Annotated in this window: 22 protein-coding genes, 2 tRNA genes and 2 rRNA genes; 4 read left to right on the top strand and 22 right to left on the bottom strand. The window is 44.2% G+C overall.

Annotated elements, in window-relative coordinates; translation table 11 throughout:
• Positions 1–21 precede the first annotated feature (21 nt).
• The 6 genes from KXZ66_RS03305 to gutB form a co-directional block, all read right to left on the bottom strand.
• The gene (locus KXZ66_RS03305; RefSeq protein ID WP_064671844.1) at positions 22–786 is read right to left on the bottom strand and encodes a TPM domain-containing protein; all 765 of its coding nucleotides are present in this window, start codon (positions 784–786) and stop codon (positions 22–24) included.
• A complete protein-coding gene (locus KXZ66_RS03300; protein ID WP_029317392.1) occupies positions 786–1,811 on the bottom strand; it encodes a TFIIB-type zinc ribbon-containing protein in 1,026 nt (341 codons plus the stop codon). Before KXZ66_RS03300 ends, KXZ66_RS03305 begins: the two co-directional genes overlap by 1 nt.
• A 65-nt stretch (positions 1,812–1,876) precedes the next feature.
• A complete protein-coding gene (locus tag KXZ66_RS03295; RefSeq protein ID WP_049140778.1) occupies positions 1,877–2,560 on the bottom strand; it encodes a PspA/IM30 family protein in 684 nt (227 codons plus the stop codon).
• Between the two features lie 195 nt (positions 2,561–2,755).
• A complete protein-coding gene (locus KXZ66_RS03290; protein WP_069703746.1) occupies positions 2,756–3,718 on the bottom strand; it encodes a carbohydrate kinase family protein in 963 nt (320 codons plus the stop codon).
• A 94-nt stretch (positions 3,719–3,812) separates the two neighbouring features.
• Positions 3,813–5,204 carry an MFS transporter gene (locus KXZ66_RS03285; RefSeq protein WP_029726587.1) on the bottom strand — a complete coding sequence of 464 codons (1,392 nt, stop codon included), beginning with the start codon at positions 5,202–5,204 and terminating at the stop codon, positions 3,813–3,815.
• Between the two features lie 73 nt (positions 5,205–5,277).
• A complete protein-coding gene (gene gutB / locus KXZ66_RS03280; RefSeq protein ID WP_032726758.1) occupies positions 5,278–6,339 on the bottom strand; it encodes a sorbitol dehydrogenase in 1,062 nt (353 codons plus the stop codon).
• A gap of 200 nt (positions 6,340–6,539) precedes the next feature.
• On the opposite strand from gutB, the gene gutR reads away from it, so the two are divergent.
• A complete protein-coding gene (gene gutR / locus KXZ66_RS03275) occupies positions 6,540–9,029 on the top strand; it encodes a glucitol operon transcriptional regulator GutR (RefSeq protein WP_120363280.1) in 2,490 nt (829 codons plus the stop codon).
• An 83-nt stretch (positions 9,030–9,112) separates the two neighbouring features.
• Here gutR and KXZ66_RS22795 read toward each other — a convergent pair whose 3' ends face one another.
• The 3 genes from KXZ66_RS22795 to groES form a co-directional block, all read right to left on the bottom strand.
• Positions 9,113–10,099 carry an alpha/beta hydrolase gene (locus tag KXZ66_RS22795; protein WP_219144801.1) on the bottom strand — a complete coding sequence of 329 codons (987 nt, stop codon included), beginning with the start codon at positions 10,097–10,099 and terminating at the stop codon, positions 9,113–9,115.
• 659 nt (positions 10,100–10,758) lie between these two features.
• Entirely contained in the window at positions 10,759–12,390 is a 1,632-nt protein-coding gene (gene groL / locus KXZ66_RS03265) for a chaperonin GroEL (RefSeq protein ID WP_003234067.1), read from the bottom strand.
• A 46-nt stretch (positions 12,391–12,436) separates the two neighbouring features.
• Positions 12,437–12,721: a co-chaperone GroES gene (gene groES / locus KXZ66_RS03260; RefSeq protein ID WP_003155970.1), complete on the bottom strand. Its 285-nt coding sequence runs from the start codon at positions 12,719–12,721 to the stop codon at positions 12,437–12,439.
• A 240-nt stretch (positions 12,722–12,961) separates the two neighbouring features.
• Here groES and KXZ66_RS03255 point away from each other — a divergent pair, with 240 nt between their 5' ends.
• Both KXZ66_RS03255 and KXZ66_RS03250 read left to right on the top strand, forming a co-directional pair.
• Complete coding sequence (locus KXZ66_RS03255) at positions 12,962–13,696, top strand: CPBP family intramembrane glutamic endopeptidase (protein ID WP_003234069.1); 735 nt, start codon at positions 12,962–12,964, stop codon at positions 13,694–13,696.
• Positions 13,693–13,884 (top strand): YdiK family protein, encoded by a 192-nt coding sequence (locus KXZ66_RS03250; RefSeq protein ID WP_003225680.1) that lies wholly within the window; start codon positions 13,693–13,695, stop codon positions 13,882–13,884. The genes KXZ66_RS03255 and KXZ66_RS03250 overlap by 4 nt, the downstream gene beginning before the upstream one ends.
• A 231-nt stretch (positions 13,885–14,115) precedes the next feature.
• Here KXZ66_RS03250 and tatC read toward each other — a convergent pair whose 3' ends face one another.
• Genes tatC through moaC form a run of 4 tightly spaced genes read right to left on the bottom strand, consistent with a single transcriptional unit; the run spans position 14,116 to position 16,238 of the window.
• Positions 14,116–14,880: a twin-arginine translocase subunit TatC gene (gene tatC, locus KXZ66_RS03245; RefSeq protein WP_015252680.1), complete on the bottom strand. Its 765-nt coding sequence runs from the start codon at positions 14,878–14,880 to the stop codon at positions 14,116–14,118.
• A gap of 6 nt (positions 14,881–14,886) precedes the next feature.
• The gene (tatAY, locus tag KXZ66_RS03240) at positions 14,887–15,060 is read right to left on the bottom strand and encodes a sec-independent protein translocase protein TatAY (RefSeq protein ID WP_003234072.1); all 174 of its coding nucleotides are present in this window, start codon (positions 15,058–15,060) and stop codon (positions 14,887–14,889) included.
• A 21-nt stretch (positions 15,061–15,081) separates the two neighbouring features.
• Positions 15,082–15,729, bottom strand: coding sequence for a redox-sensing transcriptional repressor Rex (locus KXZ66_RS03235; RefSeq protein WP_003234073.1), 648 nt, complete (start codon positions 15,727–15,729; stop codon positions 15,082–15,084).
• Positions 15,726–16,238: a cyclic pyranopterin monophosphate synthase MoaC gene (moaC, locus tag KXZ66_RS03230; protein WP_003243499.1), complete on the bottom strand. Its 513-nt coding sequence runs from the start codon at positions 16,236–16,238 to the stop codon at positions 15,726–15,728. Before moaC ends, KXZ66_RS03235 begins: the two co-directional genes overlap by 4 nt.
• A gap of 125 nt (positions 16,239–16,363) precedes the next feature.
• On the opposite strand from moaC, the gene KXZ66_RS03225 reads away from it, so the two are divergent.
• Complete coding sequence (locus KXZ66_RS03225; protein WP_219144800.1) at positions 16,364–18,292, top strand: ABC-F family ATP-binding cassette domain-containing protein; 1,929 nt, start codon at positions 16,364–16,366, stop codon at positions 18,290–18,292.
• A gap of 230 nt (positions 18,293–18,522) precedes the next feature.
• Here KXZ66_RS03225 and tsaD read toward each other — a convergent pair whose 3' ends face one another.
• From tsaD to KXZ66_RS03180, 9 genes are all read right to left on the bottom strand, one after another.
• Positions 18,523–19,563 carry a tRNA (adenosine(37)-N6)-threonylcarbamoyltransferase complex transferase subunit TsaD gene (gene tsaD / locus KXZ66_RS03220; protein ID WP_003234076.1) on the bottom strand — a complete coding sequence of 347 codons (1,041 nt, stop codon included), beginning with the start codon at positions 19,561–19,563 and terminating at the stop codon, positions 18,523–18,525.
• The gene (gene rimI / locus KXZ66_RS03215) at positions 19,556–20,011 is read right to left on the bottom strand and encodes a ribosomal protein S18-alanine N-acetyltransferase (RefSeq protein WP_015252683.1); all 456 of its coding nucleotides are present in this window, start codon (positions 20,009–20,011) and stop codon (positions 19,556–19,558) included. The genes tsaD and rimI overlap by 8 nt, the downstream gene beginning before the upstream one ends.
• 9 nt (positions 20,012–20,020) lie before the next feature.
• Entirely contained in the window at positions 20,021–20,710 is a 690-nt protein-coding gene (gene tsaB / locus KXZ66_RS03210; RefSeq protein WP_014479023.1) for a tRNA (adenosine(37)-N6)-threonylcarbamoyltransferase complex dimerization subunit type 1 TsaB, read from the bottom strand.
• Positions 20,691–21,167, bottom strand: a complete 477-nt coding sequence (gene tsaE / locus KXZ66_RS03205) for a tRNA (adenosine(37)-N6)-threonylcarbamoyltransferase complex ATPase subunit type 1 TsaE (RefSeq protein ID WP_032726749.1) — start codon at positions 21,165–21,167, stop codon at positions 20,691–20,693. The genes tsaB and tsaE overlap by 20 nt, the downstream gene beginning before the upstream one ends.
• A 14-nt stretch (positions 21,168–21,181) precedes the next feature.
• Positions 21,182–22,159, bottom strand: coding sequence for a thiamine-phosphate kinase (gene thiL / locus KXZ66_RS03200; RefSeq protein WP_038827695.1), 978 nt, complete (start codon positions 22,157–22,159; stop codon positions 21,182–21,184).
• 176 nt (positions 22,160–22,335) lie between these two features.
• Positions 22,336–22,412 (bottom strand) — tRNA-Asp (locus tag KXZ66_RS03195).
• A 60-nt stretch (positions 22,413–22,472) separates the two neighbouring features.
• Positions 22,473–22,549, bottom strand: a tRNA-Met gene (locus KXZ66_RS03190).
• Positions 22,550–22,563: 14 nt separating this feature from the next.
• Positions 22,564–22,679, bottom strand: a 5S ribosomal RNA gene (gene rrf / locus KXZ66_RS03185).
• Between the two features lie 53 nt (positions 22,680–22,732).
• Positions 22,733–25,657 (bottom strand): 23S ribosomal RNA (locus KXZ66_RS03180).
• Positions 25,658–25,768 lie beyond the last annotated feature (111 nt).

Genomic DNA, 25,768 nt, shown 5'->3' with positions numbered 1-25,768 from the left:
CCCTTTCTCTATTTCTTACATTTAAAAACTGCCCCGGCTCCCACTGTATGACGTGCCGCCTTTCGTAACACCGCCATCGCTGCCGCTGTCTTTATCTGATGGTTTTCTTTCTCTTGTTACAGTCGTTCTAATATAAGTGTCGTATTGATCAATCACATCAGACGTACGCTGATCCATATATGTATTTCCATTAACCGTTACTTTGCCGCCTGCATGATAAAGCATGATTGAAACCGCAATTCCCCCGACTGCGATGGCAGCAATCAGCTGAAACCACCATGTAAAGAATATGTTGTCGGGGTTTACTCCCGGTTTTATGCCCATATCTTTATAGGAAAGCTGAATATATGTCTCAAAAGCTTCAAAATAATTTTCATTGGATAAATCAGATGAAATCGTATTTCTGATGCTATTGAGCCTGCTGTTGTCCAAATACTGTTCGGCTTTTTTGAAGCCTGCGATAAACACTTCTCTGTTTGTCATATCAATGGTCAGAATGGCTGTACTGCCTTTTCCGTAACGATCATAAAAATCGCCGGTATAGTCTGCAATATCTTCACCGTTTGTGCTTTTGATCGTAATAATGATGAAATCAGTGTCTCTCTTTGCACCCAGCTCTGCCGAGAGAGATTCAAGTTTTCCGATCTCCGCTTTTGACAATAGATGAGCGCGATCGTACACATGCTGCTGCGATTCAGAGGCTCTTGCCGCTTCGATACCCAGTAAAGGCATCATGATGAAAACAGCCAGCACAACAAAGATCGCTTTCCCAAAAAATCCACGCATCAAAATCCGCCTCCCATCATCAATGAGACGAGCTTCAACGCAAGAAATGTCCCGCCTGCTATTCCGCTAAACCATGCCGCCACTTTTCCTCGACTAATCGGCGGCTTTCCAACAACCTTTCCTGTTTGCCCGTTCATCGCAAAGATATGCTCCGCTCTTTCATAATCGTAACTGACCATCCAAACAGGAAGCAAAACGTAAAAGCTGTTCACGTTTTTCGTGTGAATATGTTTGTCCCTCACATTGACTGACGTATATCCGGAAAAAGTAGAATGGATGTATGAATCTATATAACTGCTGATTTTCTCTTTTGCCCTCGGAAAAAGCTCCTCATCGGTATAATTGTACTTTTCCGCAATATAACCGGCCAAATATGCCGTTTGAAAGTCCTTCAGCTCTTCGTATGAATAAGGCTCCAATTTGTCCATTAATTCGTCTTTCATTTTTTCAGAGGCATCGACAGGGATTTTCAAATAATCGAGATTGATATCACGAAACGCTTCAAAGTGCTCTGTTTCCGTGCAAATATAATCCCCTTCTTCATACCGGTGGACCCTGGTACAGTTTGCTCTCACCTGTACTTCACTATTTAAATCAAACATCCAAAACGGAATATACATGCCGGTGATGCTTTTAATGCGATCGGCAGACATGAAACCTCTTGGTGTCAGAAGGCCTTTTTTGCACCACTTTCGAAATGCCTGCTCCGCTTCTTGCTTGCTGATTGTAAATGGAATGACCTTCGCCGGCGCCAAATGTCCTGATAAACGATCGGCAAGTATTGCAGCACCTCCGCAGAAGCTGCACGTCGTTGCTGTCGTTTCAGCTTCCGTGATCAAAACGGCACCGCAGTTTTCACATTGATATTCTTTTGCTTCATCATCAGAAAACCGTGCCGCAATGTTTTCTTTCGGAAGGCTTTCAATATTGTCCTGTCTTCCGCAGCTGCTGCAGGATAACGAGCCGGTTTCACTGTCAAATGCCATATCACTGCCGCAGTTCGGACACTTATAAGATATTATCATTACCGTTCCCTCTCACATCTTATGATAAAATGACGCCGCAGCCGAGAGCTGCGGCCTCCTATGTATTACTTATCGAGCATCATTTTCGCTTTTAACGCCGCAAGTTCATCATCAATCTGGCTTGAACCGCCAGTGTCATACTTTGCAGTCAGATCAGCCATATCATCCTGCGGAGCGCTGTTCAGTTCAGCCATTGCATTGGCCTGATCAAGTGCCTTATTTACTTTGTCCTCCATTCGGCCGAATGCAGACATTGATTGGCTTGTACTTGAAACAGAAGCGCCCAGTTTGTTCATTCTTTCTTGCGTTTTCGCTACTGCCCACTTCGCCTTGATCATATTTTTACGTGCTTCCAGCTCTCCAATGTCAGATACCAATTTGTCATGCATCTTTCTCATCTGTGCGGCATTGGTTGCAGCAATTTGATTCGCCGCCTGCAGCTCAGAAAGCTTTGACTCCAAAGATGTTTTTCTTTCAAGAAATTTTCTCGCATCGCTCTCATTCCCGGCTTGCAGCGCCTTCATTGCATAGCTTTCCATCTTTTCCATATCCGCCTGGCATTCGTGATATTCTCTTTTTGCTCTCTGCTCCTCGGCCATAACAGCTGCTGTTTCTGCCTTAACCTTAGCCAAATCGCTATTCATATTTCTTAAATATTGATCTACCATTTTCTCCGGATTTTCAGCCTTGTCCAATAAAGCATTGATATTCGCAGACATAATATCTTTAAATCTTCCAATTATACTCATTATATCGTTCCTCCTAAAGCTAATTCGGTAACCCTTGTTACATATACTATTTATTATCGTTAAAAGTTTCACTTTTTTAATAAAAAATGACATTCCAAACAAAAAATACACAACTTTTTACCTGAACAAAAATGTAAGCAATAAAAAAAGATGCCCCCAAAAGTCCAAAGACTTTCAAGAAACATCTTCAATGATTTACAAAGAAACTTCGATCTCATCCAAGCTCGGCAGTGCATCAATCGCTCCAATTTTAGTGCACACAAGAGCTCCGACCTTATTGGCAAACGCCACAATCTCACGCAGTTTCACAAAATCTGTTTCTACAGATTGAATCTGATCCGTGTTTGCCAATTGATATAAAGCCGCACCGACAAAAGCATCTCCCGCCCCTGTTGAGTCAATTGATGTCACAGGAATGCTTGGAATGATTTCACGGTCTTTTCCATTGGAAAGAAGCGTTCCGCTTTTCCCAAGTGTCACAGCGACAATGTTGGCTCCGATCTCATGAAGGATCGCAACTCCCTTTTCATGATCCTTCACACCGCTTATAATCTCAAGCTCCTCGTCACTGACTTTCACAAAATCACTTACAGCGATCGCTTTTTTCGCAACACTTACAAACTCTGAGACTCTTCCCCTCCATAAATCTTCACGGTAGTTAGGGTCAAACGAAATAAACTGTCCATTGTCTTTCGCAATCGACATCAGCCGTAAATAGGCTGAGCAAAACGGATCCGATAACAGTGCCGTCGCAGAGCCGAAATGAAGGATTTTCGCTCCGTTTAGTTTTTCCTGGTCAATATCCTCCAGCGTAAACAAAGCGTCCGCGCCTCTATTAAAAACAAAGTCACGCTCTCCATTTTGTTTTAATGAAACAAAAGCAAGCGTTGTAGGCGCTTTCTCATCCATCACCAGCATAGAGGTATCGACATGTACAGCGTCCAATGTTTGCTTCAGAAAATACCCAAACGGATCCTTTCCTACTTTTCCGCTGAAAGCGGCGTCTCCGCCCAGCTTGGCAATCGCTGCTGACACATTCGCCGGTGCACCCCCGGCACTTTTCAGGAATTGGCGCCCTTCCATTAAATCAACGTCAACATCGGTACAAAAGAAATCAATCAACAATTCCCCAATACAAACTACAGAATGACTACGCATATTATCACACTCATTTATAAAGTCTAGATTACAGTCTCAGTATATTACTTTCTGCCATAAATACAACATTGAATATTAAAAATTTTACATATATTTATCTCGCAGACCTTTGCTCCAGCTCAGAGATGATGTGTTTATATCTTTTTTCCGTTAAAGGATAGAAGGCGATAAGAATAATAGAAAGCAAAATGAAAAATCCCGGAATCAAAGCATTCATATTTTTAATCGCATTCAATGACGCAACTGTCTGGTCTGTATTCGCCACATACCCGGCGATTCCTAAATAGATGGCCGAAAATGACCCGGCCAACGCCACACCCAGCTTATTGATAAAGCTCATGCTCGAAATCACCACACCATCCGCGCGAATTCCGGTTTTCCATTCCGCATAATCGACACAATCCGCAACCATTCCCCAAGCAAGCGTATTTAAAGGCGTTGTGAAAAATCCCGAAGCGAAAAGCCAAATGAAAATGAGTGGAATTGAAGAATACGGCGTAAAATGCAGGCCGGCATAAGAAATAAGCGATAGAGCTGCCGTGATGATCATGACTTGTTTTCTGCCCCACTTCTCAGAAAAGAAAGGAATAAACAAATTACTGATCAGCGCTGCCCCGAAAAATAAAACGGTGCCCATAAACACGAACTCTTTATGGTTGACGTTATACGTAAAATAATACACCATCGTGCTGAGCTTAATATTAAACCCGATCGCAAAAGCCAAAAATGATGAAATTAACATAAGCAAGGGTTTATTTCGGAATAAAACGGATAACGTCTTTTTGATCCCTTGTTTTTTTCTCTTTTTAGGCTGAATTCGCTCCCGTACAGTAAAGAAACTAAATAGATTCAAAACGATGCTGACAGCCGCATAGATGAGCGCCGTCATCTGAAATCCAAACGCCTGATCCTCTCCTCCGATAGCAGTTGCAAGCGGTGTCGCACAGGAAATGGATAAAAGAATGCCGATATACACCAAAATCATCCGGGTTGTGGTCAGAACCGTTCGTTCCTCCACCGAATTCGTCATCCGCCCCGTTAAGCTGTTCACCGGGATCGTTTGCATACTAAAGGACATCCCAAGCAGAATATAAGTGACATACGCATATACCATATTTCCGGTCTCACCGAAATGAGGCGTCGTGAAACATAAGAATGTGAATAGCGCAAAAGGAAATGCCACCCACAGCAAATAGGGCCTTGCTTTTCCCCACCTTGTATTCGTTTTATCTAAAATCAATCCCATGATCGGGTCAAAAATAGCATCCAGCACACGCACAACAAGAAACAAAGTTGCGATCACCGCAGGCTGAATGCCGCCGACGTCTGTATAATAGAATAATAAGTATGCGTTTACAAACTGAAAGATAATATTATACGACATATCGCCGAATCCATAGCCGATTCGTTCAAACCAGGACAGTCCGGTACTGGATTTTGACTGATGCTTCACTTTCATTGCCGTTACTTTTTCTGTTTCAATCATCATTTCCCACCCCAAGAATCCGTTTTCATTTCCAGTAAACAAGAGGGAGAATACGAAGATCCTCCCTGTTCACTCAGCGATTTGGATACACCATCACTTTTAAACATTCATTCTTAAATTGAAGCGCCCGCTCCATCGCATCTTGCGTCTGCTCCAGCGAATATTGGTCCGTTACTAGATGCTTCGTGTCCACAATGCCTGAAGCAAGAAATTCGATTCCCTTTGGATACGTATTGGCATAACGGAAGATCCCGTAAATATCAATCTCATTATCCGCAATAAACGGTACGTTGAGCGGAATCTCGTTCTGTGAAGGCAAACCGACAATCGCCAATTTTCCGCCCCGGCGCACAGAAGCCAGTGCGGATTGCAATGCCGCTGGATTCCCTGCTGTTTCCCAAGCAACATCAACGCCTCTATCATTCGTGATCGTTTTAATCTCTTCAAGTGCATCCTGTTCACGTATATTAATAATGTGAGTCGCTCCCATTTTTTTCGCAGCTTCTAACCGCAGCGGCTCTAAGTCGGTGACAATGATTGTGCCTGCCCCAAATGCTTTAGCTGCGGCAACAGCCATTAACCCAACAGGGCCCATCCCCATAATCGCAATCGTTGATCCGGGCTGTAGCTTCGTTCTGGCCGCCGCATGGATGCCGACAGAAAACGGCTCGATCAAAGCAGCATCTTCATAAGAAAGTGAGTCTGGGATTAAAAAAACAAAGTCCTGACGCATTTTAATATATTGGACAAACGCGCCGTCTACCGGCGGTGTAGCCAAAAACTGTACATCCGGGCAAAGATTATAGCGCCCTTCTTTGCACGCTTCACAGCGTCCGCACGTAACACCAGGTTCAACAGCGACGCGGTCACCGACTTTGAATTGATCGACAGCTGATCCGACAGCGGCAATTTCACCCGCGCATTCATGGCCAAGAATAAATGGTTTTTCCACAACGTAGTTGCCGATTCGGCCATTCGTATAGTAATGCAGATCAGATCCGCAAATTCCGACAGCCATCACCTTAATCAACACTTCATCATGATTGATATCAGGCACAGGCAATGTTTCAATTTTGATCTCTCTTGTGTTGTGCATAACAGCCGCTTTCATGTTTTGAGGTACTGTGTGAGTCATTTGGCAAGTTCCTTTCTTTAGAAAATAAAATGTAAGTGCATACATTTTGTTTTCTCTGTTACTGCCCCCATTTTATCTGCTTTTCAACACGTTCAACAGCCTTTCCTGCTGTATAAAAGGACAGCGGCACTGTACTTTTATTTTTTCATATACAAAAAACGCTGGATTGATAAAATAGTACTAATAGGAGGTGCAGGCTTATGGCTGAACTTGAAAACCGAAAACAATTTGCACAACTGCTGGCACCTGGCGTCAAAACGCTAAAACTTCATCCTGATTATAAAGTCAGAAGGAAAAAGAATGAAGAATCAGGACAGTCTTACATAGATAAAATCGCACTCCAGCTGGGAGTCTCCCCAAACACGATCAAAAGCTGGATCGGACAGATGGGGGCAAACTACATTCCCGGAAGAATTGACGACGGAAAACTGTTCGGAATGATCTGGATCATTCTCGAAAAGACCGACTTGGATATCGAGTGGTTGACCGACTTGCTGGAAGCCACCACTATCCCAGTCATCAAACCCGCATTGCCTGTATGGGCAGCATCTTGTTTGAAAAAAGCGAAAATACTGCGAAAAGACGGATTATTCGGGGCTCCGAGTGAAGACGAAATTGAAAATGTAGTAAAACGGCTGTTTCATGACAGACCCGGCCATGAAACGAATGCGCTTACAGAACAGCCTATCACTCATAATTTACCCTCACGCTGGTCCGGACGCTTTATCGGGCGCAGCTTTGATATGGAAGCAATACGGCAATGGATGCTTTCTCCGTCACCAGTCTGTTTAATCACCGGCTGGGCTGGTATGGGTAAAACCACAATCGCTCTTGAAGCCGCCTATTCCTGTGTCGGCGATACTTCAGATTGGCCCGCATTCAACAGCATCATCTGGGTCAGCGCTGATTGGAAAGGATTGAGCTTTAGCGATTTTTTAAATACGATCGCCTATCAGCTCGGGCGCACAGAACAAATCGATAAATCAATCAATGAAAAACGGTTCGTCGTCCGCAATGCGTTAGCTAATTACACTAGAGAAAAACCGATCCTGCTGATCGTTGACAGCATTGATACTGCAGAACGTGACATTCATGAATTTATCACCAGCCTTCCGCAAGGCGTGAAAGTTCTCCTCACAGCGCGGGAAAACGTAAAGCAAACCTATCGGGAAAGCTTCGGAGAAATGACAGCTATTCAGCTGAGCGGCCTTGACCAAACAGATGCCTTGGATTTTTTTCAGCAAGAAGTGCACCGATGCTTACAAACATGCAACATTCAAAATAAACGGGAAAAGCTGGAGCAGCTGTTACATCTATCATCTGACCTGAAAAACGAATTCATTTCAGCGACTGCCGGAAACCCGAAAGCCATGGCACTCAGCATTGCCTATATGTCAGACGATGACATCCCCGCTCAGCAGCTGATTCATGAGCTTGGAAAAGCAGGCTACTCACTGCTGGAATTGTTTGAATTCCTCTTTGGCCGCACCTGGGATAGATGCAATGAAGATACGCGAAAGCTATGGCAGACGCTTTGCTTTTTCAGCAAGCCGCCTGATGAAAAAAGCCTGGCGGCAGCAGCCGGATTAGACGCCCGCCGTTTTCATTACGCTATGGAACAAATGCGGTCATATGCGCTGATTCAGCCGGAACGAAGCGAAGGAAGGACACAATACTTAGCGCACCAAACCGTTGTCGCTTACGGAGAACGGCACTTGTCCGAACAACACGAATATGAAAAAGAAGCCCGCAATCGCTGGGCTTACTATTATATTGATTATGCTGAAACCCATTTAAAGCGGGAACAGCCAAACTCTATCTATTGGAGCTACCTGCTGGGACGGAATTTAGATCAAATGAAACAAGATTGGCCAAACATCTTAAAGGTCATCCAATGGGCAAGCGACACCGATCAAAAAGAAATCCTAATCGAACTCATCACCCGAATTAGCCATTTTCTAAGCAGAATCAACCTTCCCCTGCGTATCGAATACGGATGCAAAGCCGCCGACGCCGCCCATCAATTAGGCAAACACACACGAGAAGCGTACTTCCGAATCGACACAGCAGGCTGGGCTCTGATGGAAGTCAATGATTTAGACAGGGCCTTACAGCAAATTGAAGCCGGGCTGAGGATTCTGGAACAATCAGACGCTCACGATGCCTATGATCTAAAGGTTTGGGGACACGCACTCAAAGCAAGGCTTTTTTTAAAAGACGGGCAACAGGAAAATGCAGAGACCATTTTAAACGAAATCGAAAATCAACCGATTTCCCCTACCATTCAACACAGAGTTCTATTGGTTCGCGGTGACTTAAGCTTTGCGAAAGGTTATCATGTAGAAGCCATTCAATTATACGAAGCGGCAAATGAAATCAGCTCCACGTACGGCGGCGAAAAAACGATAGAAGCCTATTTCAATCTGGGTGTCGCTTACGTGAAATGTGGTCAATTTGAGAAAGCGGAAGAAGCTTTTGAGCAAATGCTCTATGACAAACATAACGCCAATCAGGTTGAACTGATCTACTATCACTACGGAATGGCGCAGCTGTTGTACCGTAAAGGAGAGAAAACGAAAGCGATGGAAGCTAATCAGAAGGCGCTTCGTTTGATTGATTCGTGGGAGCCTGCGATTGGGATTCGGGGAGAGGTGGAACTTTTGGCAAGGGTGACTAAAGAAAACGAGTAGTACGTAGTTCTGTCAGCACTCTCACTCAATAAATAGGAAAGGCCAACTGAAGTTGCAGTTGGCCTTTCGTTTCTTATTAAGGTCTACAAATGTACTGAACCAGGTTTTCCCGTATTTATCCTTTCTCTTATAAAGGAAAGCGTATCATTTGCCAGCTTTTTGCGACAAAGAACAATACCGGAATGACCACAATTGTAGACATATCTTGTGGGTTTCCCCCAGCTTTCCCATAAATAATCTGCATCTTTTAAGTCAATATACTGATCATGTTTAGCAGAAATCAGCAGATTATTAACTTTCGGCAAGGCTTGACTAGGATCTGTGATATTCCAATATTTTGTTAAATCTTCATAGGTCACACCATTTTGTTCTAATTCTTCTCTTATGAATTTACCTGGGATCGTGTTCCATATTGAATAAGAAAGGCGATTGGCATAAAAGATTGATACCACTACATCAATTTGGGATTCTAGGGTTGCAATTAGATTAGTAACCCATCCCCCTAAGCTTACCCCCACTATGATAACAGGGCCTTTTTTATTTGCTTTTATCCAGTGAATTAATGCCCGTAAATCGACAATGGCCTGTCTTGTCGACTCAATTGTACGATCAATATTTGCACTAATCATCAACTCGCCACTATACAGTGAATTTTCCGGTTCTCTTTCAAAATGGTATGGAAGAGAATAATAATACATATTCCAGCCTAAATCGTTCATTATACGTTTATGAAATATTTTTTTGATTCTATCGAACGAATCCATGCGCCAGCCGTGTACAAAGATGACATTGGGTTGATCTATATCATTTTTATTTAAAAAAACCTCCCCTTTTAAAGTATCATTAACAGGATTCCCAGTTTGAATTAAGGATTCATAACAAAATGTTCCAACCCTATAATTTTTTTTAGATTCATTCAAGTCAATTGAAACATCAGCTATATTTGCACTGTAAAATTCCTCTCTATCATCGATATCGGCTGCAATAGCAGCAGAAAAATGTTTATCTTTGCTTCTTTTTCTGTGTAAATCATATAAAGCCAAGCGATCTATCATTTCTGAAAAATGCACTATTAAGTCCTCCTTGGTAATCATAAAAAACTAATATTAGATTTAATAATTGGAATGTCGGTCTCCATAGAGTAGGGATCAATATTATCAAGATGTTGGTGGAAGAACCTAACTACATCGCCAGTGAATTTACATACATCGTCTTAGTAGCTAAAAAGCAGCACAAATAGACATTTTAATAGGATTTCTTTTGACAATGTTTTCCTTGGGGAAACGTCTAAGAGTGTTGGTGACACTATTTATTTAGATAACTGGGGCTTTTTTATCTTATGAGAGGATACCATCTCCTGTCTGCAATAGGGAGAGAAGTAACAGAGGATTTGCACGAATAATTTTTAAACCCTTTTTATAATCATAACAGAAATGCAGTTTACTGAAGTTACAGTAAGCCGTTTGTTAAAGGTAAACAGGAATCTGAGCGGGTAGATTTTTTGTATTTTGGTCAATTGATTAGTTCATATCGGGATTATCAAAACTATTGAAAATCGATATAGAACAGTGCTGAAAAAATCAAACTACGAAAGACAAAAAAAAAGAAGCTTCTCACAAGTTCAATGAACTCATGAGAAGCCTCGAAATTTACAAATGGCATCAATAGGGCATCAAAAATGACGTCCGTTGCCGACAAACCTTTGTAAATCAAGGTTTTTTTGTCGGTTTTACATCATGCCGCCCATACCGCCCATGCCGCCCATGTCAGGCATTCCGCCGCCAGCGTTTTCTTCTGGCTTGTCAGCGACAACGGCTTCAGTTGTTAAGAACATTGCAGCTACAGACGCAGCGTTTTGAAGAGCTGAGCGTGTAACTTTTGTTGGGTCAACGATACCTTTTTCGATCATGTTTACCCATTCGCCAGTTGCAGCGTTGAAGCCTACGCCGATTTCTTCGTTTTTGAGGCGCTCAACGATGACAGATCCTTCAAGACCAGCATTGTGTGCGATTTGACGGATTGGCTCTTCAAGCGCGCGAAGCACGATGTTGATACCAGTTTGAGCATCGCCTTCAGCTTCAACTGCAGCGACTTTGTTATATACGTTTACAAGCGCTGTACCACCACCGGATACGATGCCTTCTTCAACAGCTGCGCGAGTTGAGTTCAGGGCGTCTTCGATGCGAAGTTTACGCTCTTTCAGTTCAGTTTCAGTCGCAGCGCCGACTTTGATGACAGCTACGCCGCCAGCAAGTTTAGCAAGACGCTCTTGTAATTTTTCTCTGTCGAATTCAGAAGTTGTTTCTTCCACTTGAGCGCGGATTTGAGTCACGCGGGCAGAAATTTTGTCTGTTTCGCCAGCGCCTTCAACGATTGTTGTGTTTTCTTTAGTAACGACAACTTTAGAAGCGCGTCCCAATTGAGCGATTTGAGTAGATTTCAGGTCAAGACCAAGATCTTCTGTGATGACTTCTCCGCCAGTAAGGACAGCGATGTCTTCAAGCATTGCTTTACGGCGGTCACCGAAGCCAGGAGCTTTAACAGCCACTGCGTTGAATGTGCCGCGAAGTTTGTTCACAACAAGTGTAGCAAGTGCTTCGCCTTCAACATCCTCAGCGATCAGAAGCAATGGTTTGCCTTGCTGAACAACCTGCTCAAGCACAGGAAGGATTTCTTGAATGTTTGTGATTTTTTTGTCTGTGATTAAGATGTAAGGATTGTCAAGAACCGCTTCCATCTTATCAGAGTCAGTTACCATGTAAGGAGACGCATATCCGCGGTCGAATTGCATACCTTCAACAACTTCAAGCTCAGTTGTGAAGCCTTTAGACTCTTCGATTGTGATAACGCCGTCGTTTCCTACGCGCTCCATTGCTTCAGCGATAAGGCTTCCGACTTCCTCATCAGCAGCAGAGATCGCAGCAACCTGAGCGATAGACTCTTTGCCTTCGATTGGCTTAGAAATTTCTTTTAAGTTTTCGATCGCAACCGCTACAGCTTGTTCCATCCCTTTACGCACGCCTACAGGGTTAGCGCCTGCTGTTACGTTTTTAAGGCCTTCACGAATCATTGCTTGCGCAAGAACTGTTGCAGTTGTTGTACCGTCACCGGCAACATCGTTTGTTTTGCTGGCTACTTCAGCAACAAGCTTAGCACCCATGTTTTCAAACGCGTCTTCCAGCTCGATTTCTTTAGCGATTGTTACACCGTCATTTGTGATTAACGGAGAACCGAATTTTTTCTCTAGAACCACGTTGCGTCCTTTTGGTCCTAAAGTTACTTTAACAGCATCAGCAAGTGCATCGACACCGCGAAGCATTGCGCGGCGAGCTTCTTCACTAAACTTAATTTCTTTTGCCATGTTTACAAGACCTCCTCAAATGTTTTAAGTATTGTTTATTTAAGAATTAGCCGATAACAGCTAAAATGTCGCTTTCACGTAAGATTAAGTATTCAGTACCTTCATATTTCACTTCAGTACCTGCGTATTTTGAGAAGATAATGCGGTCGCCCTCTTTTACTTCTAAAGCAACGCGCTCTCCGCTTTCTAACACGCGACCTGAACCAGCTGCCACGATTTTGCCTTCTTGCGGTTTTTCTTTTGCAGAATCCGGCAACACAATTCCGCTGGCAGTTTTTTCTTCAGATTCTACGAGTTCAATGACAACGCGATCACCTAATGGCTTTAACAATGTAATAACCTCCTCAATAGTATGAATATGTAATTTTAGCACTCAGCACTAAAGAGTGCTAACACAATTCTTATAATAAAGAATCTCCCTTCCAATTTCAAGTGATAAGATAAAAAATTTTTCACGCTTACATCATTCTTTTCCGCTCCCTTTTCCGTTAGCTTTTTCACCCCCGTACCGATTATGTTACAATAGCTGTAGAGATGAACGAAACCCACTTAACAAAGGAGTACATACCATTTGAGAAAACAGTATTGGTTTATTATTTTGACATATATCATCATGCAGTTTTCCGCATTAATCGCGATTCCCTTGTTATTTAAATTCGGTTATGCCGGAGGACAGCCTACAGATGAAAATATGCTGCATGCACAAGGTTTATGGTCCGTTATCAGCTTTATCGCCTGTCTCGTTGTTGTTCTGCTCATTCTGAGAACCGTTCCGAAAGAAACGCTGCGAAACGGACAGAAGGACTCAATCGGACTTTCTATCCTTTGGGCGATAGCCGGTTTTTTCATTGCCCTTTTCTCTCAAGGAATAGCAGGCTCTATTGAATATTATGTTTTTGGCATCGGAAGAGAATCAGAAAATACACAAGCGATTCTGGATGTCATTCAGGCAGTCCCGCTCATGATTATCGTTTCTTCCATCGTCGGGCCTATATTAGAAGAAATCATCTTCAGAAAAATCATTTTCGGCGCGCTGTACGAAAAAACGAATTTCTTTTTCGCAGGACTGATCAGCTCGGTTATCTTCGGTATTGTTCACGCTGATTTGAAGCATCTTCTTCTATATACAGCAATGGGCTTTACCTTTGCCTTTTTATATGCGAGAACAAAACGGATATGGGTGCCGATTTTCGCCCATTTAATGATGAATACATTCGTCGTCATCATGCAGCTTGAGCCTGTTCGGAATTACCTTGAACAGCAGAGCACACAAATGCAATTGATTATTGGAGGATTATTTTTATGAGAAACCCGGTAGTTTGGGGAATGATCTACTTTGCCGTAGGGTGCATCTTTACTTATCTTGCCGCAAGCTCGCCAGGCAGCATGTGGTCATTTTACTCCATCCTGCTGATGGTGTTCGCCGCTTACAACATCAGCATTTCTTTTAAGATGTTCGCCTTTTCATTTAAAATCAAAAAGAACCAGAAATAAAGAAAATCCATTTCTGAACGAGAAATGGATTCAAATTAAATCCTAAAACGGCTTTCGTTTTAGGATTTTGTCATTTTCAGCGTGATTGAAATCCCTTGAAGTCTAGGAAAGGCGAGCATTGGAGCGGAGCGAATGTTTTCATTCGTGAGCACCAACGCACAGACTTGACAACGAATGCGGGGGTTTGTCAACACGCTGAATCCATTTCTCTCATGAGAAATGGATTTTTTATTATTGCCCGGAAGACACGTCCTGATCGGCTGCACTGCTTTTCTGTGCTTTCCGATAAGCGGCCTTCGATATAAGGATACTGATTTCATATAAAATCAAAAGCGGGACTGTGACCATCATATGGGACAGAAGCTCAGGCGGTGTAATCAGGGCTGCGATCACCAGCAGCGTAAAATACGCATACTTTCTGATTTTCGCCAAGAACATCGGTGTCACAATTCCGAGCCTGGTCAAAAACATGAGGATGACCGGCATTTGGAACAGCAGTCCAAACGGAATCGTCAGCTGCAGAAGAAAATGAAAATATTCATTAATTCCGATCACCTGATTGACATTCAAGTCCTGAGAAATCCGCTTCATAAAATCAACAACAAAAGGAAATAAAATATAATATGAAAAAGATAAGCCCGCTAAAAACAGCAAAATAGAGATCGGAATGTAGCTGAGCGTTACTTTGCGCTCTTTCTCATAGAGGCCCGGGCTCACAAAAGCCCAAAGCTGATAAAGAATAACCGGCGAGGTCAAGACTATGCCGATGATAAATGCAAATTGCATAAACACATAAAGCGGGTCTGTCAGGTTAAACGCGTTAAGCGTAAGCTGCTTCGCTTCATCTGTTTCTTGCAGGTACACAATAATCGGCTTTGCTAAAAAAAATCCAGCAATAAAGAAAACGACAAACGCCAGCGCTACAATCAGCAACCGTTTTCGAAGCTCAGCAATATGCTCCAGCAGCGACATTTGATTCACTTTCATTCGTGTCATCCTAACTTACTGATCTTCTTTCTTTTTTTCCTCTTCATCACTCGTTAATCCTTTAGTAGCGTTTTTGAATTCACGAAGTGTGTCTCCCGCTGCTTTCCCCAATTCAGGCAGCTTTTTGGGACCGAAGATAATCAGAGCAACGATTGCGATAACAGCAAGGCTTCCAGGACCGATCGGCATATTTGGGCTCCTCCTTTCCCTCTATTCGATTTCCTCTAAAACTGAATAATGCTTCAAAAAATAAACCAGTGACTGAAGCTCAACTGCTAAATCTATATGATGAATTCGAATGTGTTCCGGCACATTCAAACGGGCCGGCGTAAAATTAAGGATTCCCTTGATTCCTAATGCGACCAATCTGTCTGTAATGGATTGAGCGGCAACTGCAGGCACTGTAAGAATGGCAACTGATTCATCTTTTACGTGTTGTTCAAGGTCATCAAGGTTATAGACGGGCACGCCGCCTACCTCAGTTCCTATTTTACTCTCATTTATATCAAAAGCCATAGAAATTTTTGTGTTATTGTTTTTTGTGAAATTATAGTGAAGAAATGCCGTTCCCAAGTTCCCGACACCAATCAAGATGACGTCTGTCATCTCATCCTGATCAAGCGTTTTCCGGAAAAAAGACAGCAAATAATCCACATTATATCCGTATCCTTTTTTGCCAAGAGCTCCAAAATAGGAAAAATCCCTCCGAATCGTGGCAGAATCAACCTTTACGGCATCACTGAGTTCAGCGGATGATACACGCTGTTTTCCTGACGCATGCAGATTCTTTAAAAAGCGATAGTAAAGCGGCAGCCGTTTCGCCGTCGCCTGCGGAATTTTTGATTGATCCTTATTCATTTTTGGTCCTCCAAATTATACTCGGATAGTTCTCTTTTAAAGTCACCGTTTTTCCCGCCTGTCTTCTCCAGCAAGAAAGTAGGGCCGATGACCATCCCCTTATCAAGGGCCTTGCACATATCGTAAACGGTAAGAGCGCACACCGATGCAGAAGTGAGCGCTTCCATTTCCACACCTGTACTCCCTTTCGTTTTGACCTGTGCTTTTATATGAAGTATAACTTCTGCTTCTTTTATTTTCCAGTCAAACGATATATCTACCCCGCTCAATGAAAGCGGATGGCACATCGGAATGATATTCGACGTTTGCTTTGCGGCCATAATGCCTGCCACCTGTGCGACAGCCAGTACATCTCCTTTGCCGATATCGTGACTCTGTATTTTCTCGTACACCTCATTCTTCATGTGTACGCTTGAAACAGCCGCCGCAGTACGGACAGTCGAAGATTTTTCGCTAATATCCACCATCTGGGCTCTGCCCTGTTCATTAAAATGAGAAAATCCATTCATATTAAAACGCTCCTTAAACAGATCATACACTATTTTCTTCTCTATGTCTTATATGGCCAATGTATTGTTTGCTGACTTCTGGTTCATAAGCTACACTTAACTTATTATAGCAGAGGTGAAATAATATGATGATCTTACAAATTAATCAGCTGTCCAAATCATTTGGTGCTGATACTATTTTAAACAATATAAAACTGGAAGTCAGAAATCGTGATCGCATCGCCATTGTAGGAAGAAATGGCGCCGGAAAATCCACGCTCCTTAAAATTATCGCAGGCCAGCTTTCGTATGAGAAGGGCGAAATTATTAAACCGAAAGATATTACAATGGGATATCTCGCCCAGCATACTGGCTTGGATTCTAAGCTTACCATAAAAGAAGAGCTGCTGACTGTTTTTGACCACTTAAAAGCAATGGAAAAGGAAATGCGGGCTATGGAAGAAAAAATGGCGGCAGCTGACCCGGGTGAATTAGAAAGCATCATGAAAACCTACGACCGCCTTCAGCAGGAATTCAAAGATAAAGGCGGCTATCAATATGAAGCGGATGTAAGATCTGTGCTGCATGGTCTCGGCTTCAGCCATTTTGACGATTCTACACAGGTTCAAAGCCTCAGCGGAGGCCAAAAAACAAGACTGGCTTTAGGTAAGCTTCTGTTAACACAGCCTGATTTGCTCATTCTCGATGAGCCGACAAACCATCTGGATATTGATACGCTTACCTGGCTTGAGCATTATTTGCAAGGCTATTCAGGAGCCATCCTCATCGTTTCGCATGACCGCTACTTTTTGGACAAAGTAGTAAACCAGGTATACGAGGTATCAAGAGCAGAAAGCAAAAAGTATCACGGCAACTACAGCGCTTATCTCGACCAAAAAGCCGCGCATTATGAAAAAGATCTGAAAATGTATGAAAAGCAGCAGGATGAAATCGCAAAGCTTCAGGACTTCGTGGATCGAAATTTGGCGAGAGCCTCTACCACAAAAAGAGCGCAAAGCCGCCGAAAGCAGCTTGAACGAATGGAAGTCATGTCAAAACCGCTCGGCGATGAAAAATCCGCAAACTTTCATTTTGATATTACCAAACAGAGCGGAAATGAAGTCCTCCGTGTTCAGGATCTCACAATCAGCTATGAAAACCAGCCGCCGCTTTTAACAGAGGTATCGTTCATGCTCACAAGAGGAGAAAGCGCCGCGCTTGTCGGCCCTAACGGAATTGGTAAATCAACATTGCTGAAAACATTAATAGACACCCTAAAACCAGATCAGGGAACGATCTCATACGGCTCAAATGTCAGTGTCGGCTATTATGACCAGGAACAGGCTGAGCTGACTTCCTCTAAACGTGTCCTTGATGAGCTGTGGGACGAGTACCCCGGGCTCCCAGAAAAAGAAATCAGAACGTGTCTCGGAAATTTCTTATTCTCCGGAGATGATGTGCTGAAACCAGTTCATTCACTGAGCGGAGGCGAAAAAGCAAGATTGGCTCTAGCTAAGCTGATGCTTCAAAAAGCCAACTTTCTCATCCTTGATGAACCGACGAACCATCTGGATTTAGACAGCAAAGAAGTTCTCGAAAACGCGCTGATTGATTATCCAGGCACACTGTTATTTGTCTCACATGACAGATATTTTATTAACAGAATCGCCACAAGAGTATTGGAGCTTTCTTCAAGCCATATAGAGGAGTATCTGGGAGATTACGATTATTATACAGAGAAAAAAACAGAGCAGTTTGAATTGGAGAAAATGAATCAGCAAGAGGAAACTGATAAAACGCCAGCTACAGTGAAGTCTGACTCCAAACGTTCCTACGAGGAAGAAAAAGAATGGAAAAAGAAAGAGCGCCAACGACTCCGTCGGATTGAAGAAATTGAAACCACCGTTCAAACCATTGAAGAAAACATCAGCCGCAATGATGAATTGCTATGTGACCCTGAAGTCTATCAGGATCATGAAAAAGTACAAGCTATCCATGCAGACAATGAGAAGCTCAATCAGGAGCTGGAATCTCTTTTGTCCGAATGGGAAGAACTATCCACAGAAGAAGATTAAAAAAGTCAAGCACCTCTTTTTAGAGGTGCTTTTTATCCACAGAACATACCCTAATAAGCAAAACAAAGTAAGCGCTTTATACACAATATCCACAAAATATTCTGAATTTATCCACTTTATTAACAGCGACTTCAGCCCTTTATCCATCTATATCTCTATAATTACTCACAGACATGTGGATAAATTGTGAATTATCTGTTAATAACAAACAGATAAAAAGTCTCACGCTATTATCTCGTGAGACTTTGATAAGAAGTCAATTCAAGGCCGGGCTGGCCATTCATATCATACGCACCGCGAATTCCTTTTTCAAAAGCAATTGTACCAGCAGCAGCAATCATCGCAGCATTATCCGTGCATAAAGCTAATGGAGGAATGACAAGCGTAATCCCTTCATGCTGGGCAAATTCCTTTTCTAATGCAGCTCTGAGGCCTCTGTTTGCAGCTACTCCTCCGGCTAAAAGGACCTGTTTGACATCATATTCCTTTGCCGCGCGCGCCGTTTTGGTGACCAAGACATCGATCACACTATTTTGGAAGCTGGCAGACAAATCTTCCGGAGCAATCTCTTGCCCTTTTTGGGATGCATTATGAAGCGTATTGATCACCGCAGACTTCAATCCGCTAAAGCTGAAGTTGTAAGAGCCTTCTTCAAGCCATGCGCGAGGAAGCGGAATATTGTCATTCCCTTTTTCAGCTAGCTTGTCAATTTGCGGTCCACCCGGATATGGCAATCCCATCGTCCGCGCCACTTTGTCGTAGGCTTCTCCTGCCGCATCATCAAGGGTTTCCCCAATGACTTCAAATGATCCATGTTCCTTCATATAAACCAGTTCTGTATGGCCTCCTGAAACGACCAATGCCAGTGCCGGGAACACGATGTCTTCTACAAGACGGTTCGCGTATATATGACCGGCTATATGATGAACGCCTACTAACGGAATGTTATGTGCAAAGCTCAATGCTTTAGCGGCATTCACTCCAATAAGAAGCGCCCCCACCAGTCCCGGACCTTCTGTTACTGCAATCGCATCAATATCACTATACGTCATGCCAGCTTTGCGAAACGCCTCTTCTATAACCAAAGTGATTTGTTCAACATGATGTCTTGAAGCAATTTCCGGCACAACGCCTCCGAAGCGCTTATGGCTTTCAATTTGAGAGGCTACTACGTTTGAAATGATCTCTTTCCCGTTTTTCACAATAGCTGCAGCAGTCTCATCACAGCTTGTTTCAATTCCTAATACGTACATGTCTTTTTGCTCACTCATTTATCGTCACCCACATAATTAACGCATCTTCCCCGTTATCAGTATAATAGTTCTTTCTTATTCCGCCGGGCTGCATCCCGAATTTCTTATATAAGCCTTGAGCAGGATGATTCGAAACCCTCACTTCAAGCGAAAGCCGCCTTGCGTCTTTTTCTTTGCACAGTTCAACAGCTGAGCGAAAAAGCGTTTCTCCTAAAGACTGACCGCGATACTCTGGTTTTATCGCTATATTTGTAATCTGGGCATCATCCATCACAATCCAAATCCCGCAATACCCAACAACATGGCCGTCCTTTTCAATCACGAGATAATGAGCATATGGATTTTCCAGCAGCTCATGATAAAACGAATCCTTCGTCCAAGGAGACGTAAAGGAGGATGCTTCGATTTCGTATACGTGATCTATATCTTCAAGCCGCATATTTCTGACCGCTGCTTTTGTTTTCATCCTATCACCCTACTTTTGACTTTCAATCCATTTCGCTTCAGCTTCTGCCAGCCGCAAGTAATCCGGGACAAGCCCATGAACATCAGCTGCTTCCTTTTCCTTCCCGAGAAAAGCCAATTCTGAAGGACGCGGGTTATGCTGGGCAGCAGTTCCAATGAATCCTTTTGTTCTAAGAACATCCTTTATCATTTGCTTGTGAATAGAAGTGTCGTGACCTAAAAACAAAACAGGACGACCCTTTTCTTTTAGCATCTCCAGCCAATCTGCCAGCATCACATTTTGATCTGGAACAACTTGCTCTAAAAGTCCATTTTTATATTGATACAGACCTGTGTACACCTGTCCCCGTCTAGCATCAAAGATTGGGCTGATCAGACCGTCAAAATGCCGGCCATTTGCCGCAAGCGTCTCAAGACTTGATACAGCACTTATTGGAATGTCTAAAGACCAGGCAAGTGTTTTGGCCAACGTCACACCTATTCTTACTCCTGTGTATGAACCAGGGCCTTTTGCAACGACAATTTTAGAAAGGTCCTGCGGTGCCATATCACAATCATTCAGCAATGAATGAACAGCAGGCATCGCTCTTACAGAGTGGTTCTTTTTCAAATATGTAATGTATTCTGCTATAACAGTGTCTTCTCGAAGCAGCGCAATGCCCAATGTATAATTTGATGTATCAATTGCTAATATTGTCATGTCTACTTAACTCCTCACAAAGCATTTCATACCGATTCCCGACAGCAGTAAAGGTAATTTCCCGCTCATCATCACCAGCTCTTTTGATGACAATTTGCAGTCGCTCCTGTGGCAGCTGTTCTTCAATTAAATGAGCCCATTCAACGAGACAGACACCTTGTCCGTGAAAATATTCATCAAGTCCCAAATCTTCACTTTCATCTTCCATTCTATACACATCCATATGATAAAGAGGAAGTAAGCCATCGTTATATTCTTTTATAATTGTAAAAGTCGGACTGTTTACAACACGTGTAATTCCCAGCCCTTCTGCAAAACCTTTCGTAAAAGTCGTTTTTCCTGCACCTAAATCGCCCTCTAATGTCAGGACGTCTCCCGGTTTAGCAAACGCTGCCGCAAGCTTGGCAATTGCTTTTGTTTCTTCTGGATTTACAGTTCTCCATTTTAATTGCTTCACACGAGTCACCCGTCTTATTTAAAATGATTATATCCCTTTTTCTCTAAGATCATTGATGTTTGATCTGTTTTTAGGATCACTTTAGATTTTGTTTTTTCCCTGACATGGCCAATCTTTGTAATGGGAAGTTGACGTGCTGCGCACTGCTGCTTCAACACTTCCCACTCCTCTTTTGAAACCGTCCCTGTCAGCTCAAAATCCTCACCGCCAAACAAAGCCCATTCTTTCCAGTTAGGATGAAGCTTAGGTAAATCAGAATGAATTGGAAGCATGCTTTCAACAATTTCAATTGAAACACAGCTGGCTTCTGCAATCTCGTTCAGTTCACTAGCCAATCCGTCACTAACATCATTTAAAGCTGCCCGTTTAAGACTCGAGCATAATCTGCCGACACTTACTCTTGGCTCAGGCCGTTTATGCCTGTGGATAAAGTAATCCGTGTCAATAGAAGAATTTTGAGGATGAGTCTCCTCTAATAATAAAGAAAGTCCTGCTGCAGAAGAACCGATTTCACCGGTTACAAACACAATATCATTCGGTTTTGCTAAGCTGCGCAAACAGGCCTGTCCCTTTTCAATTTCACCGATCACAGTGACTGTAACGACTAATTTGTCAGCGGTAGAAACTGTATCGCCGCCAATCAGATCCATATGATATAGTTTCGCCAGTTCATTCATTCCTTCATACATCGCCTTGATTTCAGATTCAGTCCATTTTGAAGGTACCGCAAGTGATACCAAATAAAATTTCGGAATGCCTCCCATCGCGGCAATATCACTTATATTAACGGCTAACGCCTTATACCCGATATCTTCAGGTGAGGAATAGTGTAATTTGAAGTGCACGTCTTCTACCATAGTATCAACACAAACAATTTCCTGAACGCCGTGTTTCGCAGTGTAGAGCGCTGCATCATCACCTATTCCTACATCAACGGAAGAATGGTGAATGGTCCGCGGAGTAATGCTATGTATCAAATCAAATTCATCCATGAACCAAAATCTCCTTTCACCCCTGTGCCTATATGTGCTCTTCCTAGTTTATCGAATTTTGCTGGAATATCCAAGATGTTCCCGATATAAAGAAAGCTTGGCTATGACACCAAGCAGAAGATACAGTAAAAGAAAACACAAAAAAAACGAAAACATGATCGTTTCGTTTACATTAATGGCGGTCCGGACGGGACTCGAACCCGCGACCTCCTGCGTGACAGGCAGGCATTCTAACCAACTGAACTACCGGACCATATTTGTATAAGATTATTTTAGTTGTACCCTTAGGGCACTCCTTATTTAATCATATATTTGGTTGCGGGGGCAGGATTTGAACCTGCGACCTTCGGGTTATGAGCCCGACGAGCTACCGAACTGCTCCACCCCGCGATGATAAAAGTAATGCTTGGCGGCGTCCTACTCTCACAGGGGGAAACCCCCGACTACCATCGGCGCTGAAGAGCTTAACTTCCGTGTTCGGTATGGGAACGGGTGTGACCTCTTCGCTATCGCCACCAAACAAATTGAGAGTGTTCTCTCAAAACTAGATAACAGGTGTGACATCATTCAAATGTGGTTAAGTCCTCGATCGATTAGTATCTGTCAGCTCCATGCGTCGCCACACTTCCACCTCAGACCTATCAACCTGATCATCTTTCAGGGATCTTACTTCCTTGCGGAATGGGAAATCTCATCTTGAGGGGGGCTTCATGCTTAGATGCTTTCAGCACTTATCCCGTCCGCACATAGCTACCCAGCGATGCCCTTGGCAGAACAACTGGTACACCAGCGGTGCGTCCATCCCGGTCCTCTCGTACTAAGGACAGCTCCTCTCAAATTTCCTGCGCCCGCGACGGATAGGGACCGAACTGTCTCACGACGTTCTGAACCCAGCTCGCGTACCGCTTTAATGGGCGAACAGCCCAACCCTTGGGACCGACTACAGCCCCAGGATGCGATGAGCCGACATCGAGGTGCCAAACCTCCCCGTCGATGTGGACTCTTGGGGGAGATAAGCCTGTTATCCCCGGGGTAGCTTTTATCCGTTGAGCGATGGTACCTTCCATGCGGAACCACCGGATCACTAAGCCCGACTTTCGTCCCTGCTCGACTTGTAGGTCTCGCAGTCAAGCTCCCTTGTGCCTTTACACTCTGCGAATGATTTCCAACCATTCTGAGGGAACCTTTGGGCGCCTCCGTTACCTTTTAGGAGGCGACCGCCCCAGTCAAACTGCCCACCTGACACTGTCTCCCCGCCCGATAAGGGCGGCGGGTTAGAAGGTCAATACAGCCAGGGTAGTATCCCACCGATGCCTCCACCGAAGCTGGCGCTCCGGTTTCCAAGGCTCCTACCTATCCTGTACAAGCTGTACCAACATTCAATATCAGGCTGCAGTAAAGCTCCACGGGGTCTTTCCGTCCTGTCGCGGGTAACCTGCATCTTCACAGGTACTATAATTTCACCGAGTCTCTCGTTGAGACAGTGCCCAGATCGTTGCGCCTTTCGTGCGGGTCGGAACTTACCCGACAAGGAATTTCGCTACCTTAGGACCGTTATAGTTACGTACGCCGTTTACTGGGGCTTCAATTCGCACCTTCGCTTACGCTAAGCGCTCCTCTTAACCTTCCAGCACCGGGCAGGCGTCAGCCCCTATACTTCGCCTTACGGCTTCGCAGAGACCTGTGTTTTTGCTAAACAGTCGCCTGGACTATTCACTGCGGCTCTCTCGGGCTTGCACCCTAACAGAGCACCCCTTCTCCCGAAGTTACGGGGTCATTTTGCCGAGTTCCTTAACGAGAGTTCTCTCGATCACCTTAGGATTCTCTCCTCGCCTACCTGTGTCGGTTTGCGGTACGGGCACCTCTCACCTCGCTAGAGGCTTTTCTTGGCAGTGTGGAATCAGGAACTTCGCTACTATATTTCGCTCGCCATCACAGCTCAGCCTTATGGGAAACGGATTTGCCTATTTCCCAGCCTAACTGCTTGGACGCGGATATCCAATACCGCGCTTACCCTATCCTCCTGCGTCCCCCATTGCTCAAATGGTGAGGAGGTGGTACAGGAATATCAACCTGTTGTCCATCGCCTACGCCTTTCGTACTCGGCTTAGGTCCCGACTAACCCTGAGCGGACGAGCCTTCCTCAGGAAACCTTAGGCATTCGGTGGAGGGGATTCTCACCCCTCTTTCGCTACTCATACCGGCATTCTCACTTCTAAGCGCTCCACCAGTCCTTCCGGTCTGGCTTCACAGCCCTTAGAACGCTCTCCTACCACTGTTCGAAGAACAGTCCGCAGCTTCGGTGATACGTTTAGCCCCGGTACATTTTCGGCGCAGAGTCACTCGACCAGTGAGCTATTACGCACTCTTTAAATGGTGGCTGCTTCTAAGCCAACATCCTGGTTGTCTAAGCAACTCCACATCCTTTTCCACTTAACGTATACTTTGGGACCTTAGCTGGCGGTCTGGGCTGTTTCCCTTTCGACTACGGATCTTATCACTCGCAGTCTGACTCCCAAGGATAAGTCATTGGCATTCGGAGTTTGACTGAATTCGGTAACCCGGTAGGGTCCCTAGTCCAATCAGTGCTCTACCTCCAAGACTCTTACCTTGAGGCTAGCCCTAAAGCTATTTCGGAGAGAACCAGCTATCTCCAGGTTCGATTGGCATTTCACCCCTACCCACACCTCATCCCCGCACTTTTCAACGTGCGTGGGTTCGGCCTCCATTCAGTGTTACCTGAACTTCACCCTGGACATGGGTAGATCACCTGGTTTCGGGTCTACGACCACGTACTCATGCGCCCTATTCAGACTCGCTTTCGCTGCGGCTCCGCATCTTCTGCTTAACCTTGCACGGGATCGTAACTCGCCGGTTCATTCTACAAAAGGCACGCCATCACCCGTTAACGGGCTCTGACTACTTGTAGGCACACGGTTTCAGGATCTCTTTCACTCCCCTTCCGGGGTGCTTTTCACCTTTCCCTCACGGTACTGGTTCACTATCGGTCACTAGGGAGTATTTAGCCTTGGGAGATGGTCCTCCCGGATTCCGACGGAATTTCACGTGTTCCGCCGTACTCAGGATCCACTCAGGAGAGAACGAAGTTTTGACTACAGGGCTGTTACCTCCTATGGCGGGCCTTTCCAGACCTCTTCATCTACCTCGTTCCTTTGTAACTCCGTACAGAGTGTCCTACAACCCCAAGAGGCAAGCCTCTTGGTTTGGACTAATCCCGTTTCGCTCGCCGCTACTCAGGGAATCGCATTTGCTTTCTCTTCCTCCGGGTACTTAGATGTTTCAGTTCCCCGGGTCTGCCTTCTCATATCCTATGAATTCAGATATGGATACCACTCCATTACGAGTGGTGGGTTTCCCCATTCGGAAATCTCCGGATCAAAGCTTGCTTACAGCTCCCCGAAGCATATCGGTGTTCGTCCCGTCCTTCATCGGCTCCTAGTGCCAAGGCATCCACCGTGCGCCCTTTCTAACTTAACCGTTAAAAAGAATCACTATGTGATATCTTGTATTACTAATTGAATGTGATGTCTACTGTTATCTAGTTTTCAAAGAACACGTTTCGAAGGAATGATCCTTCAAAACTAAACA

Origin of the sequence: Bacillus sp. LJBS17 (assembly GCF_019334685.1) — a bacterium.
In the GTDB taxonomy this organism is placed as follows: Bacteria; Bacillota; Bacilli; order Bacillales; family Bacillaceae; genus Bacillus; species Bacillus subtilis.
Note: the sequence above shows the minus strand (reverse complement) of the source record. Positions and strands in the feature narration are given on the sequence as shown.